The sequence below is a fragment of the Stenotrophomonas sp. YJH_SMC_82 genome (genome assembly GCF_059368875.1).
The window spans coordinates 423,086-439,124 of the sequence record NZ_JCAFSE010000002.1 but is presented as its reverse complement, the minus strand read 5'-3'; the positions used below and the strand labels follow the sequence as shown (position 1 = coordinate 439,124).

The 16,039-nt window shown below is 65.9% G+C and carries 12 protein-coding genes and 1 tRNA gene; 11 read left to right on the top strand and 2 right to left on the bottom strand.

The annotated features are described in order from the left end of the window. The first annotated feature begins 91 nt into the window (after nt 1-91). The 8 genes from AC5P53_RS09655 to AC5P53_RS09620 all read left to right on the top strand — a co-directional run bounded on the left by AC5P53_RS09655 (nt 92) and on the right by AC5P53_RS09620 (nt 8,273). Nucleotides 92-586 (top strand): nicotinamide-nucleotide amidohydrolase family protein, encoded by a 495-nt coding sequence (locus AC5P53_RS09655; RefSeq protein WP_241886673.1) that lies wholly within the window; start codon nt 92-94, stop codon nt 584-586. Nucleotides 587-620: 34 nt separating this feature from the next. After that, on the top strand, nt 621-2,303 hold the full coding sequence (gene ubiB, locus AC5P53_RS09650; protein WP_032962195.1) for a 2-polyprenylphenol 6-hydroxylase: 1,683 nt from the start codon (nt 621-623) through the stop codon (nt 2,301-2,303). A gap of 210 nt (nt 2,304-2,513) precedes the next feature. After that, on the top strand, nt 2,514-3,149 hold the full coding sequence (gene lexA / locus AC5P53_RS09645; protein WP_032962190.1) for a transcriptional repressor LexA: 636 nt from the start codon (nt 2,514-2,516) through the stop codon (nt 3,147-3,149). A 204-nt stretch (nt 3,150-3,353) separates the two neighbouring features. Continuing rightward, a complete protein-coding gene (gene recA / locus AC5P53_RS09640) occupies nt 3,354-4,391 on the top strand; it encodes a recombinase RecA (RefSeq protein WP_005412937.1) in 1,038 nt (345 codons plus the stop codon). Between the two features lie 110 nt (nt 4,392-4,501). Then, nucleotides 4,502-4,993, top strand: coding sequence for a recombination regulator RecX (gene recX, locus AC5P53_RS09635; protein ID WP_005409024.1), 492 nt, complete (start codon nt 4,502-4,504; stop codon nt 4,991-4,993). A 109-nt stretch (nt 4,994-5,102) separates the two neighbouring features. Further along, nucleotides 5,103-7,751: an alanine--tRNA ligase gene (alaS, locus tag AC5P53_RS09630; RefSeq protein WP_126411919.1), complete on the top strand. Its 2,649-nt coding sequence runs from the start codon at nt 5,103-5,105 to the stop codon at nt 7,749-7,751. Between the two features lie 147 nt (nt 7,752-7,898). Then, nucleotides 7,899-8,102 (top strand): carbon storage regulator CsrA, encoded by a 204-nt coding sequence (gene csrA / locus AC5P53_RS09625; protein ID WP_004152909.1) that lies wholly within the window; start codon nt 7,899-7,901, stop codon nt 8,100-8,102. Between the two features lie 78 nt (nt 8,103-8,180). Further along, nucleotides 8,181-8,273 (top strand) — tRNA-Ser (locus AC5P53_RS09620). A gap of 59 nt (nt 8,274-8,332) precedes the next feature. Here the strand turns inward: AC5P53_RS09620 and AC5P53_RS09615 are convergent. Continuing rightward, entirely contained in the window at nt 8,333-10,663 is a 2,331-nt protein-coding gene (locus tag AC5P53_RS09615; protein WP_241886674.1) for a TonB-dependent receptor domain-containing protein, read from the bottom strand. A 221-nt stretch (nt 10,664-10,884) separates the two neighbouring features. Here AC5P53_RS09615 and AC5P53_RS09610 point away from each other — a divergent pair, with 221 nt between their 5' ends. Beyond that, nucleotides 10,885-11,367: a LuxR family transcriptional regulator gene (locus tag AC5P53_RS09610; protein WP_075076276.1), complete on the top strand. Its 483-nt coding sequence runs from the start codon at nt 10,885-10,887 to the stop codon at nt 11,365-11,367. A 51-nt stretch (nt 11,368-11,418) separates the two neighbouring features. Here AC5P53_RS09610 and aceE read toward each other — a convergent pair whose 3' ends face one another. After that, nucleotides 11,419-14,094, bottom strand: coding sequence for a pyruvate dehydrogenase (acetyl-transferring), homodimeric type (gene aceE / locus AC5P53_RS09605; RefSeq protein ID WP_241886675.1), 2,676 nt, complete (start codon nt 14,092-14,094; stop codon nt 11,419-11,421). 320 nt (nt 14,095-14,414) lie between these two features. On the opposite strand from aceE, the gene AC5P53_RS09600 reads away from it, so the two are divergent. Continuing rightward, entirely contained in the window at nt 14,415-14,930 is a 516-nt protein-coding gene (locus AC5P53_RS09600) for an RNA polymerase sigma factor (protein WP_041863300.1), read from the top strand. Then, complete coding sequence (locus AC5P53_RS09595; protein ID WP_241886676.1) at nt 14,927-15,949, top strand: FecR domain-containing protein; 1,023 nt, start codon at nt 14,927-14,929, stop codon at nt 15,947-15,949. The genes AC5P53_RS09600 and AC5P53_RS09595 overlap by 4 nt, the downstream gene beginning before the upstream one ends. The last annotated feature ends 90 nt before the right edge of the window (nt 15,950-16,039 follow it).

Sequence of the window (16,039 nt, the reverse complement as noted above, 5' to 3'; positions counted from 1 at the left end):
CCGCTGGCCGGCAACGCAATCGTGCCGGAGGGGCGCGACATCCGGCTGTCATCTGCGGTACAACGGGGTTCTTCACCCCACCGTCATGCCGATGTCCATCCCCACCGACGCCGATCTCAATGCCCAGTCCGCCGCGCTCGGGCAGCGCCTGCAACAGGCCTCGCTGCAGCTGGTCACGGCCGAAAGCTGCAGTGGCGGCTGGATCGCCAAGTGCATGACCGACATCGCCGGTTCTTCGGCGTTCTTCGACTGCGGCATGGTGGTCTACAGCTATGAAGCCAAGCAGCGCCTGCTGGGCGTGCGTGCGCAGACGCTGGAACAGTTCGGCGCGGTCAGTCGCGAAACCGTTCTGGAGATGGTGTCCGGTGCGCTGGTCAATTCCGGTGCCGGCATCGCCGTGGCGGTGACCGGTATCGCTGGCCCCGGCGGTGGCAGTCCGGACAAGCCAGTCGGCACTGTCTGGATCGGCTGGAAGCGCCGCGGTGGCTACGCCCGCGCCGAGCTGTTCCAGTTCGATGGCGACCGCGAAGCCATCCGCCGGCAAACCGTGGCGGCGGCATTGCGCGGTATCGACGCCCAGCTGTGACATGCTGCTCCGGTAACCGTCCGGAGCACGCATGATGTGGGAAACGCTGGGCACGGTCCGTGACCTGGGCCGACTGCAGGAAATCGCCGTTGTCCTGATCCGCTACGGCTTCGGCGACGTGGTTCGGCGCATCGGCCTGGCCAGCACGCTGGAGCGGGCAGGGCGCCTGTTGCACTGGAACGAGGACCGGCAGGAGCTGCTGCGGATGACCGCACCGGTGCGCGTGCGCAGTGCGATGCAGGATCTTGGCCCGACCTTCGTCAAGCTTGGCCAGGTGCTGGCAACGCGCGTCGACCTGTTGCCGCCGGAGTGGATTGCCGAGCTGTCCGAACTGCAGAACGCGGTGCCGGCCCTGCCGTACGCCGAGATCCGCGGGCAGCTCGAAGCCGACCTGGGCGCGTCGCCGGCGGAGGTATTCGCCTTCCTTGACGAAACCCCGATGGCCGCCGCCTCGCTGGCGCAGGCCCATCGCGCCCGGCTGCATGATGGTCGTGAGGTGGTGCTGAAGGTGCGGCGTCCCGGCATCCGCGACGTGGTCGAGGCCGACCTGCGGCTGCTGGCGCGGCTGGCCGAGATCGTCGAGGCCCGGTTGCCGGACCTGCGTCGCTATCGCCCGGCCGAGGTCGTGCAGCAGTTCACCGTATCGCTGCGCCGCGAGCTGGATTTTGCCGCCGAATGCCGCAATGCCGAACGCATCGCCCGCAACTTCAGCGGCCGTGACGACATACTGATTCCGAAGGTGCACTGGCAGTGGACCTGCGAGAGCCTGAACGTGCAGGACTTCGTCGACGGCATTCCCGGCCGCGATCTGGCCGGCGTCGATGCGGCGGGCCTGGACCGGCGCGAGCTGGCGCGGCGTGGTGCCGGCATCGTGCTGAAGATGGTGCTGGAGGACGGCAGCTTCCACGCCGATCCACACCCCGGCAACATCATCTACCTGCGTGACGGCCGCATCGGCGTGATCGATTTCGGCATGGTCGGTGCGCTGTCCGAAGTGCGCCGCTTCCAGGTCGCGCAACTGCTGCACGGCCTGGTCGAGCAGGACCCGCAGGGCGTGGCGGACGTGCTGCTGGACTGGGCCGGCGGCGTGGAAGTGGACGAGAACCGGCTGCAGCACGACATCAGCCAGTTCGTCGACCAGTACCGTGGCGTGCCGCTGAAGGACCTGCGCATCGGCCTGATGCTGGGCGACATCACCCAGCTGCTGCGCAGCTACAGCCTGACCCTGCCGGCCGACCTGGCACTGATGATCAAGGCCTTCCTGACCCTGGAAGGCATGGGCCGGCAGCTGGATCCGGATTTCGACATGGCCAGCGCCGCCCGCCCGTTCCTGGAGCGCGTGGTGCTGCAGCGTTATGCGCCCAGGGCGCTGCTCAAGCGCGGCCGGCGCAGCCTGTTGGGCCTGGTCGACTTCGCCGGCGAGTTGCCGCGCGACCTGCGCAAGCTGGTCCAGGCAGCGCGCCGTGGGCGCCTCCAGCTGAAGGTGGAGACCACCGCGCTGCAGGGCTTTGGCGAGCAGGTGAACCGGGCCGCGAACCGACTGGTGGTGGGCGTGATCACGGCCGCGCTGATCATCGGCTCGTCGATCGTGATGCACAGCGTCGGCGGGGTTTCCAGCCGCTGGTTGCTGGCGCTGGGCGTGTGCGGATTCATCGGCGCCGGCTTCTGCGGCGTATGGATCCTGGTTTCGATATGGAGAAGCGGCAAGCACACGTAGGCAGGTGCACGAAGTGCGCCTGTTGCGGTTCCACAGGAACCGCAGAATCGCGCAGCGATTCCTGTAGAGCCGAGCCATGCTCGGCTGCTCTTGCCTGGGTCGGCCCCGTCGTTCGCGCGCTTGCCAAGCGTGCCTCGGCCCAGCAGGCCCGCATCACCCGTGTCGCCCCGGCACTTGCAGTCGCGCATATTAGTAGTAATACTACTAACCATGGACCTGACCGACACCCAGCAGGCGATCCTGCAGTTGATCGCCGAGCGTATCGAGAGCGAAGGCGCACCGCCGTCGCAGACTGAAATCGCACGCGCATTCGGCTTCAAGGGCGTGCGCGCGGCCCAGTACCACCTGGAAGCCCTGGAGCAGGCCGGCGCGATCCGTCGCATCCCGGGTCAGGCCCGCGGCATCCGCCTGGTGCAGGCACCGCCGGTCGAGAAGCTGGCCGAGCCGGGCCTGGCCGACAGCGTGCTGCGGCTGCCGGTGCTGGGCCGGGTTGCAGCCGGCCTGCCGATCGGCGCCGACATCGGCTCGGACGATTTCGTGGTGCTGGACCGGGTGTTCTTCTCGCCGGCGCCGGACTACCTGCTGAAGGTGCAGGGCGACTCGATGATCGATGAGGGCATCTTCGACGGTGACCTGATCGGCGTGCACCGCACCCGCGACGCCCATTCCGGGCAGATCGTGGTGGCCCGCATCGATGACGAGATCACGGTCAAGCTGCTGAAGATCGCCAAGGATCGCATCCGCCTGCTGCCGCGCAATCCCGACTACAAGCCGATCGAGGTGCTGCCGGATCAGGACTTCGCGATCGAGGGCCTCTATTGCGGCCTGTTGCGGCCCAACCGTTGACCCGTTCCGTAGCGCATTACCCCGCGGTCTTTTGTGGCGATTCTCTGGTTCCACTGAGGTTGGTACGGATGTCCGATAATTCTTTTCAGAGCGCCGGGCAGAATCTCAGCCTGTGCGATACGTCCGACTTAAAGTGAGCCCATGGCAAAGAAGACCCCCAAAGACAGCACCTCCAACGACACGACCTCTGCAAGGACCAATCCGATGGACGAGAACAAGAAGCGCGCCCTCGCTGCAGCTCTGGGCCAGATCGAAAAGCAGTTCGGCAAGGGCTCGGTGATGCGCATGGGCGACCGCGTGGTCGAGCCCGTCGAAGCCATCCCGACCGGTTCGCTGATGCTCGACATCGCGCTGGGCATTGGTGGTCTGCCAAAGGGCCGTGTCGTTGAGATCTACGGGCCGGAATCCTCGGGCAAGACCACCTTGACCCTGCAGGCCATCGCCGAATGCCAGAAGATGGGCGGCACCGCGGCCTTCATCGACGCCGAGCACGCGCTGGACCCGATCTACGCCGCCAAGCTGGGCGTGAACGTGGACGACCTGCTGCTGTCGCAGCCGGACACCGGTGAGCAGGCGCTGGAAATCGCCGACATGCTGGTCCGTTCGGGTTCGGTGGACATCCTGGTGATCGACTCGGTTGCCGCGCTGACCCCGAAGGCCGAAATCGAAGGCGAGATGGGCGACCAGCTGCCAGGCCTGCAGGCCCGCCTGATGAGCCAGGCGCTGCGCAAGCTGACCGGCAACATCAAGCGCTCCAACACCCTGGTGATCTTCATCAACCAGCTGCGCATGAAGATCGGCGTGATGATGCCGGGCCAGAGCCCGGAAACCACCACCGGTGGCAACGCGCTCAAGTTCTACGCCTCGGTCCGCCTGGACATCCGCCGTATCGGCGCGATCAAGAAGGGTGACGAGATCATCGGTAACCAGACCAAGATCAAGGTCGTCAAGAACAAGCTGGCACCTCCGTTCAAGCAGGTCATCACCGAAATCCTGTATGGCGAAGGCATCAGCCGTGAAGGCGAGCTGATCGACATGGGTGTGGATGCCAAGCTGGTGGAGAAGGCTGGCGCCTGGTACAGCTACGGTGAAGAACGCATTGGCCAGGGCAAGGACAACGCCCGCGGCTACCTGCGCGACAACCCGACTGTCGCCGCCAAGCTCGAGGCCGAGCTGCGCGAGAAATTCCAGCCGGCCGAAGCGGCCCGCGAGGAAGGCGACGACGAAGGCGAAGACGAATAAGGCTTGCTGTGGGGCAGGGTGGCGCCGTCAGTGACGTCGCCCTGTCCCGCAGGTTCGAATCGCCCAGGGATGGGCTGGGCGCCACGGATGGCGCCACCCTTGGAGTACCCATGTCCGACGCCGAAGACATTCCGACCGGCCGCAAGCGCCGGCCGCGTGAGCAGACCCCCGTGCAACGGGCGTTGGGCCTGCTGGTCCGCCGCGAGCACTCGCGCAAGGAACTCACCCGCAAGCTGACGGCCCGTGGCATCGAAGACGAAGCCGCGCAGGCCGCTGTCGCCAAGTTGACCGAGGCCGGCTGGCAGGACGACACCCGTTTTGCCGAGAACCTGGTGAGGATGCGCGCCAACACCGGTTATGGGCCGATCCATGTCCGCGCCGAGCTGGGGACCCATGGCCTGGACAGTGCCGCGATTGCCGCAGCGATGGACAGCTACGAAGGCGACTGGCAGGAAAACGCCCGTGATCTGGTCCGCCGACGCTTTGGCGAGGCCGGCCCGCAGGACCTGACGCAGCGGCGCAAGGCTGCCGATCTGCTGGCCCGGCGGGGCTTCGACGGCGACAGCATCCGCCGCGCGACCCGCTACGACCCGGATGACTGAGACTGGCGGCGCCGGGCCTGATACCCTTTAGGTTTTCGGCGGTCCCTCGCGACCCTGGCCAACGCGGCCGGTGGTCCGGGTCCGCCGGCCCGCAGACTGCCAGCCCCCAATGAACGCATCCGCCAAATTCACGACATCCCAGATCCGCAGCGACTTCCTTGAGTTCTTCAAGGGTAAAGGCCACACCATCGTGCCGTCGGCGCCGCTGGTGCCGGGCAATGATCCGACCCTGCTGTTCACCAACTCCGGCATGGTGCAGTTCAAGGACGTGTTCCTTGGCGCGGAAAAGCGCAGCTACGTGCGCGCGGCCGACGTGCAGCGCTGCCTGCGCGCGGGCGGCAAGCACAACGACCTCGACCAGGTCGGCTACACCGCGCGCCACCACACCTTCTTCGAAATGCTGGGCAACTGGTCGTTCGGCGACTACTTCAAGAAGGACGCGATCGCCTGGGCCTGGGAGCTGCTGACCCAGGTCTGGAAGCTGCCGGCCGAACGCCTGCTGGTCACCGTGTACCAGACCGACGACGAAGCCTACGAACTGTGGCGCGACATGGTCGGCGTTCCGGAAGAGCGCATCGTACGCATCGGCGACAACAAGGGCGCGCCGTTCGCTTCGGACAACTTCTGGCAGATGGCCGACACCGGCCCGTGCGGCCCGTGCACCGAGATCTTCTACGACCACGGTGATCATATTGCCGGTGGTCCCCCGGGTTCCCCGGACGAAGACGGCGACCGTTTCATCGAGATCTGGAATCTGGTGTTCATGCAGTTCGACCGCCAGCCCGACGGCACCCTGGTGCCGCTGCCGGCGCCGTGCGTGGATACCGGCATGGGCCTGGAGCGCCTGGCGGCGATCCTGCAGCACGTGCACACCAACTATGAGATCGACCTGTTCCAGGCGCTGATCCGCAAGGCTTCCGAGCTGACCGGCACCGCCGACCTGGAGAACAAGTCGCTGCGCGTGATTGCCGACCACATCCGTGCCTGTTCGTTCCTGATCGTCGATGGCGTGCTGCCGTCCAACGAAGGCCGCGGTTACGTGCTGCGCCGTATCATCCGCCGCGCCCTGCGCCATGGCTGGATGCTGGGTGTGCGCCAGCCGTTCTTCAGCAAGCTGGTGCCGACCCTGGTCGAGCAGATGGGCGAGGCCTATCCAGAGCTACCGGCGGCGGTGGACACCGTCACCCGTGCGCTGCAGGCCGAAGAAGAGCGTTTCGCCGAAACCCTCGACGCCGGCATGAAGATCTTCGAGGACGTGGCCGGCAAGGCCAGCAATGGCGTGATCCCGGGCGTTGACGCGTTCCGCCTGTACGACACTTATGGCTTCCCGCTCGACCTGACCCAGGACATTGCCCGCGAGCGCGACCTGACCGTCGACATCGCCGGCTTCGATGCCGCGATGGAACAGCAGCGCGAAACCGCACGGGCGGCCGGCAAGTTCGGCGGCGGCGTGACCCTGCCGGCCGAGCTGGTGGCAACGCTGAGCCCGACCCGGTTCCTGGGCTATGACCGCCTGCAGGCCGACGGTCTGAGCGTGCTGGCCCTGCTCAAGGACGGTCGTCCGGTGCAGTCGGCCGATGCCGGTGATTCGGTCATCGTCATCACCAACCAGACCCCGTTCTATGCCGAATCCGGCGGCCAGGTCGGTGACACCGGCGTGCTGGCCGGCAACGGCGTGCGCCTGGCGGTGGAGGACACCCAGAAGTTCGCCGGCCAGTTCCATGGCCACGTCGGCACCTTGTCCGAAGGCGGCCTGAAGGTCGGCGATGTGCTGTCCGGCCAGGTCGATGGCGAGCGCCGTGGCGCCACCATCCTCAACCACTCGGCCACCCACCTGCTGCACGCCGCGCTGCGCGAAGTGCTGGGCACCCACGTGCAGCAGAAGGGCTCGCTGGTCGCGCCGGACCGCCTGCGTTTCGACTTCTCGCACTTCCAGCCGATCAGCGCGGAAGAGCTGGCGGTGATCGAGCGCAAGGTCAACCAGCAGGTGCGTGCCAACAACGCCGCTGAAGTGCACACCATGGCCATGCAGGAAGCGCTGGACTTCGGCGCGATGGCCCTGTTCGGCGAGAAGTACGGTGAGCACGTGCGCGTGCTGAAGATGGGTGACTACTCCACCGAGCTGTGCGGTGGCACCCACGTCAACCGTACCGGCGACATCGGTTTGTTCAAGATCACCTCCGAGGGCGGTGTTTCCGCCGGGGTGCGCCGCATCGAGGCGGTTACCGGCCAGGGTGCCCTGGACTACGTGGACGCCGAAGAGGCCCGCCTGGCCGAGGCCGCTGAACTGCTCGGTGGCAGCGCTGCCGACGTGGTCGAGAAGATCCGTGCCCTCGGCCAGCGCCAGAAGCAGCTGGAACGCGAACTGGAGGCCGTGAAGGCCAAGGTCGCGGCCGGTGCCACGGCCGACCTGTCCGGCCAGGCCGTCGAGGTCGCCGGCGTGAAGGTGCTGGCGGCCCGCCTGGAGGGCTTCGACGCCAAGGCCCTGCGTGACGCCATGGACCGCCTGAAGCAGCAGCTGGGCGACGCGGTGATCGTGCTGGCCGGTGCCCAGGACGGCAAGGCCGCCCTGGTCGCGGGTGTGAACGGCAGCGCAATGGGCAAAGTCAAGGCCGGGGAACTGTTGTCCCATATCGCCGGTCAGATCGGGGGCAAGGGCGGCGGACGCCCGGACCTCGCCCAGGGTGGTGGCGAGGACGGGCCCGCCCTTGCCACTGCGCTGGCTGCAGTCGTCGAATGGGTCAGCCCCCGCCTGTGATGAACCCTGCCGTCCCCCTCCTTGTAGGAGCGGGACGGCTGACGGTACCATTGCGAATCTTTTCCCTTTGTCGTGGTAGCGCTTCTTGACGGAGCGTCAAGCCGGTGGGGGATACCCTTCCACACGGTTCCATGGAGACTTACAAAAATGTTGATCCTGACTCGCCGCGTCGGCGAAACCCTGATGATCGGTGACTCGGTGAGCGTCACCGTGCTTGGCGTCAAGGGTAACCAGGTGCGTATCGGCATCACTGCGCCGAAGGACGTCGCTGTGCATCGCGAAGAGATCTACCAGCGCATCCAGCGTGGTGATGAAGCCGGTGGCACCGGTAGCGAAAATTCTGCCGAATAACGCTTTACCTTCGCACTCGATTAACGTTATGATTCACGCCCCGCTGAGGTGCAACGCACCAGACGCGGAGAATACCCCGGAGTGATGCCCGAGTGGCCGAAGGGGCTCCCCTGCTAAGGGAGTATAGGGTCAAAAGCTCTATCGAGGGTTCGAATCCCTCTCACTCCGCCAGATACAAAGAAGCGCCTGCAGATCCTCGATCTGCAGGTGTTTTTCTTTATGGCCAGCCTTCAGAGCCGTATCGTCACGCCGACCTGGAAGCCCCGCCCCGGCAGGGGCGCGATGTACTTCAGCGGCGAGTTGTGCGGCCGCGCTTCTTCATTGAGCAGGTTGCTGCCATTGACGAACACTTCCACGCCTGCGATGTAGCTGTTGCGCACTGGAAGTTCGCGGCTGACCTGCAGGTCGACCAGGTTGAATGCGTCGAGCGGAATTTCCTCACTGACATTGCGACCCAGGTACTTCTGCGCGTCGTAGTAGGTGCTGGACAGTTGTGCCTTCCAGCCTTCGCGCTGCCACTGCAGGTTGGCGCCGTAGCGGTTGGTCGGCATGTTCGGCAGATACTCGCCGTCGTTGTGGGCGCGCAGCGAATCCGGGTGGTCGGCCTTGTTCTTCACCAGGTCGGCGAAGGCGGAGACGTTCAACGTGCCATAGCGGCCCAGGTCCAATGCCTGCGACGCGTCGATCTCGAAGCCCTTCACCGTGGTGTCGGTCTGCTTCCAGTACTTCAGCGGCAGGCGGTTGGCGGTCTGCAGGCCGGAATAGCCGAGATAGAGGTAGTTCTCGTACCGCATCCGGTACGCGGTGGCGGACAGCTCGAAACCGCCGAGGTGGAACAGGCCGGTCAGTTCCAGGTTCTTCGCGCGCTCCGGTTCCAGGTTCTGGTTGCCTTCTTCCTGTGTCATCACGGAATAGTGCGCGTTGCTGGCATACAGCTCGTTGATCTCCGGGGCGCGCTGTGAGGATGAGTAACGGACCTTGGCCGCGAACCAGGGGCCGAGCTCGACGTACGAGCCGAGGCTGTAGCTGTTGAGCCGGTAGTCGCGGTCCTGCAGTTTCGTGTTGGCGGCATTGCGCGCGGTCTTGAAGCGGCTGGGCTGTAGTGCGTGGTCGACCCGTTCGTGGCGTACGCCAGCATCGAAGGTAACCCAGCCGACGTCCACCGTTTCCTTCAGGAATACCGCATTGCTGCGGGTGTCCACGTCCGGCAGGTAGCGCTGCGAGCCGCTGCCGGTGACATCACGCGACTGGTGGCTGAAACCGACCAGGCCGCTGAGCGGGCCGACGCGTTGATGGCTGAGCAGCAACTCGGCCTGGGTGCTCTCGAAATCGTAGTCGTTTGCCTTGGTGGTACCCAGCCGCTCGCCTGAAGTGTTGTCCAGCCTGGACACGCGGAGTTCCGCGCGCTCGAACCACGGCAGCGGATCACGCAGCAGGGCGTCCAGCGCGTAGCGCTGCTGCTTGATCACCACGCCCACCGGCAGGCCATCGGCATGGTTGGAACCGAACGACAGGTTCTGCATCGAGAAGCCCGGCACGCCGTACTCGCTGTCCTTGGCATCGATGCTGACACCGACGTAGCCGCGGTCAAAGAACAGGGTCGAGCCGAAGGCCACCTGCGAGTTGCGCGCATGGCTGTTGCCCAGCCGATGATGGTAGTCGGGCGTCACATCATTGTTGATCTGCTTCTGCACGTATGACGGCGTGCCGGCGACATAGGCAGGGTTGACCGGGTTGATATAGGTGCGGCGCTGCCAGACCGAGGTCGGGTTGTTGGTGTAGAACGAGAATTCACCATCGGCCCAGTCAGGATTCTCGGTCATGAACTGGTCGATGTAAGGCTGCGAGGCCTTGTTGTAGATCTGCTGTACGCGTGCTTCCTTCTGGCAGCTGTCGGCCAGCGCCGAGTTGACGCCGCCGGTCGGCGGGAACAGTCGGGTGTTGCAGACACGGGCCTTGCTGTTGCCGGGGATGTCGTAGTGCGAGATGCGCTGGCGCGAGACCTGCAGGTTGGTCGAGAGGTTGCGCTGGTTGTTGAAGTTCATGCGGAAGCCCTGCGCATCGGCGGCATTGAAGCCCTTGCGCAGGACCAGTTCCATCGACTGGTCCTTGTCTTCCATGCTGCGCGAGATCAGGCCCGAATCGATCTCGACGCTGCCGCCGATCGCATTGCCGCCATAGCGCACCGTGTCCGAAGACTTGTTGACGGTGACGCTGCGCACGAACAGTGGATCGAACGGAATGTTGATGTCGCCGCTGATCGCGTTCATGCCGAGGATGGACTGGCCGTCCTGCAGGATCTGCACGCGGTTGCCGCTGAGGCTGCGGATGACCGGGGCGCCCGCGTTCGGCCCGAAAGCACTGTTCTGCACGCCGGAGACGTGTTCGAGCAGGCCGCCGAGGGTGCGGTTCTGCGCCTGCGGATTGTCGACGGTGACCCGGCTGTCGATGCGCGAGGGCTGGGAAGCCTGGACCTGGAGGGTGGGGAGGGTGGGTTCGTCCGCGGCCTGGGCGGTGTGGACGGCGAACAGAATGGCAGCAGCAAGCAGGTGGCGACGCATGGCAGGACTCGTGAAGGCGACGTGAAATGTTATAACGTAACTCTTTGTATCGGCAAGGACGGATGAGACCTTGCGGCCAGACCGAAATCGCGGGGGCGCGAATGAGGTTGCCGCGTGTTCAGCGCCCCGCCTTGCGCCGGGCGCCGATGCTGTGCACGATCCGAGGCGCTGCGCCCCACAGCGCGTCACGCAGAATCTTCTTCACTGGAACGGAGCAACGTATGAAGCTGTTGTCCGCTGTGTTGTTGTCTGCGCTTTCACTCCCCGCCGTTCCGGCGCTGGCAGTGGAGACTTCGCCTTCCCCCCTGCTGGGGCGCTGGTCGCTGGATATCGCCACGTCTGCGCTACCCGAAGCGCAGCGCCCGAAGCACGTGGTGCTCGAGTTCAAGGACGCCGGTGGTGGCCGCTGGAGCTCGCACGTGGACATCGTCCTGAACGACGGCAAGACCATGAAATCCGACGGCACGCTGGCCCTGGATGGCACGCCCGGCGCCCTGTCCGGCACCTATGGCGCGGACAAGGCCAACCTGAAACTGCCTGCACCGAACACGCTGGTGATGCAGCTGGTGGACCATGGCACGCCGGCCTCCACCCGCATCTACACCGTGGCGGATGACCAGGCGACGATGACCGAGACCAAGGCGTTCTACGGTCATGACGGCACGCCGATCCTGCAGACCAACCTGTTCAAGCGCATGCCGTAGCGATGCTGCATTCACCACGCCCGCAGGGCAGGCGTGGTGAATGCAACGGCCTTACACGGCGGCGGCCGGATCGCGCTTGCCGGTGTCGATGCCGTACTTGTCGATCGCGTCCTGCATCCGCGAGCGTTCGATGCGGCCTTCGTCGGCCAGCGACTTCAGGGCCGCCAGTACGATGAAGTGGCGATCCACTTCGAAGAACGTGCGCAGCGATTCACGCGTGTCGGAGCGGCCGAAGCCATCGGTGCCCAATGCGGTGAAGCGGCGGTCGTTGATGAAGGGACGGATCTGGTCGCCGACGATCTTCATGTAGTCGGTGGCCACCACCACCGGGCCTTCATGACCCTGCAGGCACTGCTGCACGTAGGGCACGCGCGGTTCTTCGGCCGGATGCAGCAGGTTCCAGCGCTCGGCGGACAGCCCGTCGCGGCGCAGTTCGGTCAGGCTGGTCGCGCTCCACACATCGCTGGCGATGCCGAAGTCCTGCTGCAGCAGGTCTGCCGCGGCTTCCACTTCGCGCAGGATCGAGCCGCTGCCCATCAGCTGCACGCGTGGCTGCAAGGCGTTGTCGGCGGCTGCCGGATGCAGCAGGTACAGGCCCTTCAGAATGCCGGCTTCGGTGCCTTCGGGCAGTGCCGGCTGCGGGTAGTTCTCGTTGAGTACGGTGATGTAGTAGTAGATGTCTTCCTGGTCGACATACATGCGTCGCAGGCCGTCGTGGATGATCACCGCCAGTTCGTAGCTGTAGGTCGGGTCGTAGGACACGCAGCTCGGGATCACCGACGACAGCACGTGGCTGTGGCCGTCATCGTGCTGCAGGCCTTCGCCCATCAGCGTCGTGCGGCCCGACGTCGCACCGAGCAGGAAGCCGCGGGTACGCGCGTCGGCAGCGGCCCAGGCCAGGTCACCGACGCGCTGCAGGCCGAACATCGAATAGAAGATGTAGAACGGAATCGTGGCCAGGCCGTGGTTGCTGTAGGCGGTGCCGGCGGCGATCCATGAACAGATCGCACCGGATTCGTTGATGCCTTCCTGCAGGATCTGACCGTCCTTGGCTTCCTTGTAATAGCTCAGCTGGCCGGCATCCTGCGGGGTGTACAGCTGGCCCAGGTAGGAGTGGATGCCGATCTGGCGGAACAGGCCTTCCATGCCGAAGGTGCGCGATTCATCGGGCACGATCGGAGTCACCAGCTTGCCCAGATCCGGGTCCTTCAGCAGGCTGGTGAGGATGCGCACGAAGCCCATGGTGGTGGACTGGCCGCGATCGCCACTGCCCTGCAGCTGGGTGTTGAAGATCGACAGCGGCGGCAGCGGCAGCGGATCCACCTTGGCCAGGCGCGCCGGCAGCTGCCCACCCTGGATGCGGCGGCGTTCGGCGAAGTAGGCGGCCTCGGCGCTGCCCGGTTCCGGGCGCAGATAGGGCATCTCCTCCAGCTGCTCGTCGCTGACCGGCAGGTTGAAGCGGTCGCGGAAGGCGCGTACTGCATCGGCGCTCATCTTCTTCAGCTGGTGGTTGATGTTCTGGCCTTCGCCGGCTTCGCCCATGCCGAAACCCTTGACCGTCTTGGCCAGGATCACCGTCGGCCGGCCGCGGGTGTTCACCGCCTGCTGGTAGGCGGCGTACACCTTCTGCGGATCGTGGCCACCACGTGCCAGCGCCCAGATGTCGTCGTCGCTCATGTGCGCGACCAGCTCCAGCAGCTCGGGGTAACGGCCGAAGAAATGCTCGCGCACGTAAGCACCGCTCTGCGACTTGAAGGTCTGGTAGTCGCCATCCACGCATTCCATCATGCGCTGGCGCAGCAGGCCGCTGTGGTCGCGGGCCAGCAGGTCGTCCCAGCCACTGCCCCAGATCAGCTTGATCACGTTCCAGCCGGCCGCGCGGAACGTGCCTTCCAGTTCCTGGATGACCTTGGCGTTGCCGCGCACCGGACCGTCCAGGCGCTGCAGGTTGCAGTTGACCACGAACACGATGTTGTCCAGCCGCTCGCGGCCGGCCAGCGAAATCGCCGCCAGCGATTCGGGCTGGTCCATCTCGCCGTCGCCGAGGAAGGCCCAGACCTTGCGGTCCTGGTGCTGCTTCAGGCCGCGGTACTCGAGGTAACGCATGTAGCGCGCCTGGTAGGCGGCGGTCAGCGGGCCCAACCCCATCGACACGGTGGGGAACTGCCAGAACTCCGGCATCAGGCGCGGGTGTGGATACGAAGACAGGCCGTCACGACCGGCTTCGCGGCGGAAGTTGTCCATCCGTGCCGGATCGATGCGCCCTTCCACGTACGCACGGCCATAGATGCCCGGCGCGGAATGGCCCTGGATGTAGATCATGTCGCCGTCGAAGGTGTCGGTACGGCCACGGAAGAAGTGGTCGAAGCCCACGTCGTACAGCACCGCCGCCGACTGGTAGGTGGCGATGTGGCCGCCGACGTTGGAGTGCTTGCCGGCGCGCAGCACCATCACCATCGCATTCCAGCGGATCATCGCGTTCAGGCGGCGCTCGATGGCCAGGTCGCCCGGGTAGGCCGGCTGGCGCTCCGGCGGGATGGTGTTGACGTAGGCGGTCCACGCGCGCGCATGCAGGTCGCCGTGCCGCTGCGCATCCAGCTCGCTGAGCTGGTCGATCAGGTAATGCGCGCGTGGCCGGCCACCGGCCTGCATCACCGCCTCCAGCGATTCACGCCACTCCCGCGTTTCCAGCGGGTCGGTATCGAAGGGGGTCAGGGCTTGGTTCATGACTGTCTCCAGAGGGCGCCGACTCTGCCTGGGCGACAACACCGGCAGGGCGCACAGCACTGGAGCGGGGTCGCAATGGCGGAGCCGTGACGCGAAGGGCGACCGTGGCGGCCACCGGGGAGGCAAGCGTAGGCCTGGCCCCGCGGCTTCGATAGGCGGGCCCGGCTTGGGTCTCTGGCAAGCAAGGGTTGGCACGGTGCGCCATATCATGGGCGAATGTGCCGGGCGGAGAGTGCCTGGCATGGCCGCCTGCTGCAACGCCACTGTCATCGATGGTCGTCACCCTGCGGGGCTTTCCAGCCTCGGGGTGTTGGCCGGCCGTGAACAGCGTGAGGATCTGGGAGAAGAGCTACGCGCTGCGCCGACGGCTGCTGCGTGGCTTCTTCCTGCGTCGCGGTTCTGCCAGCGAAGACGCCGAGGACCTGGCGCAGGAGGTGTACCTGCGGCTGCTGCGGGCCACCGGCGAGAATGCCGCAGCGATCGAGAACCCGGAGGCCTACCTGTTCACGGTCGCGGCCAACCTGGCACGCGAGCACGCGCGCGCGCGCTTGTCGCTGCCGCCGCTGGAAGACGTGGATCAGCTGGCCGAAGTGCTGAAAAGCGAAGAAGACATCGAGGGCGAGTTCGAGCGCGCGCAGCGCTGGAACGATATCCGCAGCACCATCGCACGTCTGCCGGCGACCACGCGACGGGTGATGGAGCTGCATTACCGCGACGGGCTGGACTGCCCGGCAGTCAGCCAGCAGTTGCAGGTGTCGGTGCACATGGTGCGCAAGCACATCGGCAAGGGTCTGGAGGCCTGCAGGAAGGCGCTGGGCGCCAGGGAGCACGCATGAACCGGAACGCATCGCCCATGGCCGACGACACGGTCGCCTGCGAGGCAATGGACTGGTTTCTGCGCAATCGCGAGGGAGTGCTGGACGAGGCCGAGCGGATTGCGTTCCTGGACTGGATGAAGCGCTCGCCCGAGCACGTGCGCGCCTATATGCACGCCCTCGCGCTGCACCGGCAGGTCGGCGAGGCACTGCAATCGCCGTTGCCGGAAGAGGCGCCGGCGCCGCCACGGCAGGCGGCCGCCAAAGTGGTGCCTCTGTTCGATAGTGCCCCCGCCGCGCCGCACACCGCGCCGCTGCGCCGCCGCACGCGCGGGTGGGTGATGGCTGCCGCAGCCTGCATCGCCCTGCTCGGCGTGGGCCTGGTTCCGCAGCTGATGCCCACCGAACAGCTGTACAGCGCCGACCACGGTGAACTGCGTGACCTGGTGCTGCCTGACCGGACACAGGTGCGGCTCAACGCGGACAGCCGCCTGCGGGTACGCATGGGCTGGTTCAGTCGCAAGGCGGAACTGCTGCAGGGCGAGGCGACGTTCGACATCGCACGCGACCGCCGCCCGTTCCAGGTGCAGGTGAACGGCCTGGAGATCCGGGACATCGGCACAGTCTTCGACGTGTCGCGACGGCTGCAGAGCACGCGCATCGGTGTGGTTTCCGGCGAGGTCGAGGTCTGGAGCCAGGGCGCGGGTGCCCGCCGCCTGGCCCAGTTGGGGCAGGGCCGGGTGGTGCAGGTCGACGCGCGCAGCCATGCGGTGGAGTCCTTGGACATGCCACTGTCGATGCTGCTGGACTGGCAGCAGCGCAAAGTGTCCTTCCTTGACGAACGCTTGGACGAAGTGGCTGCTGCCTTCAACCGGCACAACCAGGTGCAGGTGCGCGTGCTGGACGAGGGCGCGGCATCGGCACGGTTGTCCGGCAGCCTCGATGCGCATCGCATCGGTGCGCTGCAGGCCTTCCTCGAACGTGACCCGCGCTTCGTGGTGAGCCGCGAGGGCGACACAGTGCGGGTTGGCAGCCGCTGAGGCCGAGGTGGCCGTGGACTGTCAGAAAAAATTCATTGAATCCGCGTTCTCCACTTTGGTGGATGCGGGCTCTTACTTGGGAGAAGCCGC

Coding starts and splice junctions, on each gene's coding strand:
- aceE (WP_241886675.1), bottom strand. CDS start 14,094: ATGAACCAAGCCCTGACCCCCTTCGATACCGACCCGCTGGAAACGCGG.
- recA (WP_005412937.1), top strand. CDS start 3,354: ATGGACGAGAACAAGAAGCGCGCCCTCGCTGCAGCTCTGGGCCAGATC.
- AC5P53_RS09595 (WP_241886676.1), top strand. CDS start 14,927: ATGAACCGGAACGCATCGCCCATGGCCGACGACACGGTCGCCTGCGAG.
- csrA (WP_004152909.1), top strand. CDS start 7,899: ATGTTGATCCTGACTCGCCGCGTCGGCGAAACCCTGATGATCGGTGAC.
- recX (WP_005409024.1), top strand. CDS start 4,502: ATGTCCGACGCCGAAGACATTCCGACCGGCCGCAAGCGCCGGCCGCGT.
- ubiB (WP_032962195.1), top strand. CDS start 621: ATGTGGGAAACGCTGGGCACGGTCCGTGACCTGGGCCGACTGCAGGAA.
- AC5P53_RS09615 (WP_241886674.1), bottom strand. CDS start 10,663: ATGCGTCGCCACCTGCTTGCTGCTGCCATTCTGTTCGCCGTCCACACC.
- AC5P53_RS09655 (WP_241886673.1), top strand. CDS start 92: ATGTCCATCCCCACCGACGCCGATCTCAATGCCCAGTCCGCCGCGCTC.
- AC5P53_RS09610 (WP_075076276.1), top strand. CDS start 10,885: ATGAAGCTGTTGTCCGCTGTGTTGTTGTCTGCGCTTTCACTCCCCGCC.
- alaS (WP_126411919.1), top strand. CDS start 5,103: ATGAACGCATCCGCCAAATTCACGACATCCCAGATCCGCAGCGACTTC.
- lexA (WP_032962190.1), top strand. CDS start 2,514: ATGGACCTGACCGACACCCAGCAGGCGATCCTGCAGTTGATCGCCGAG.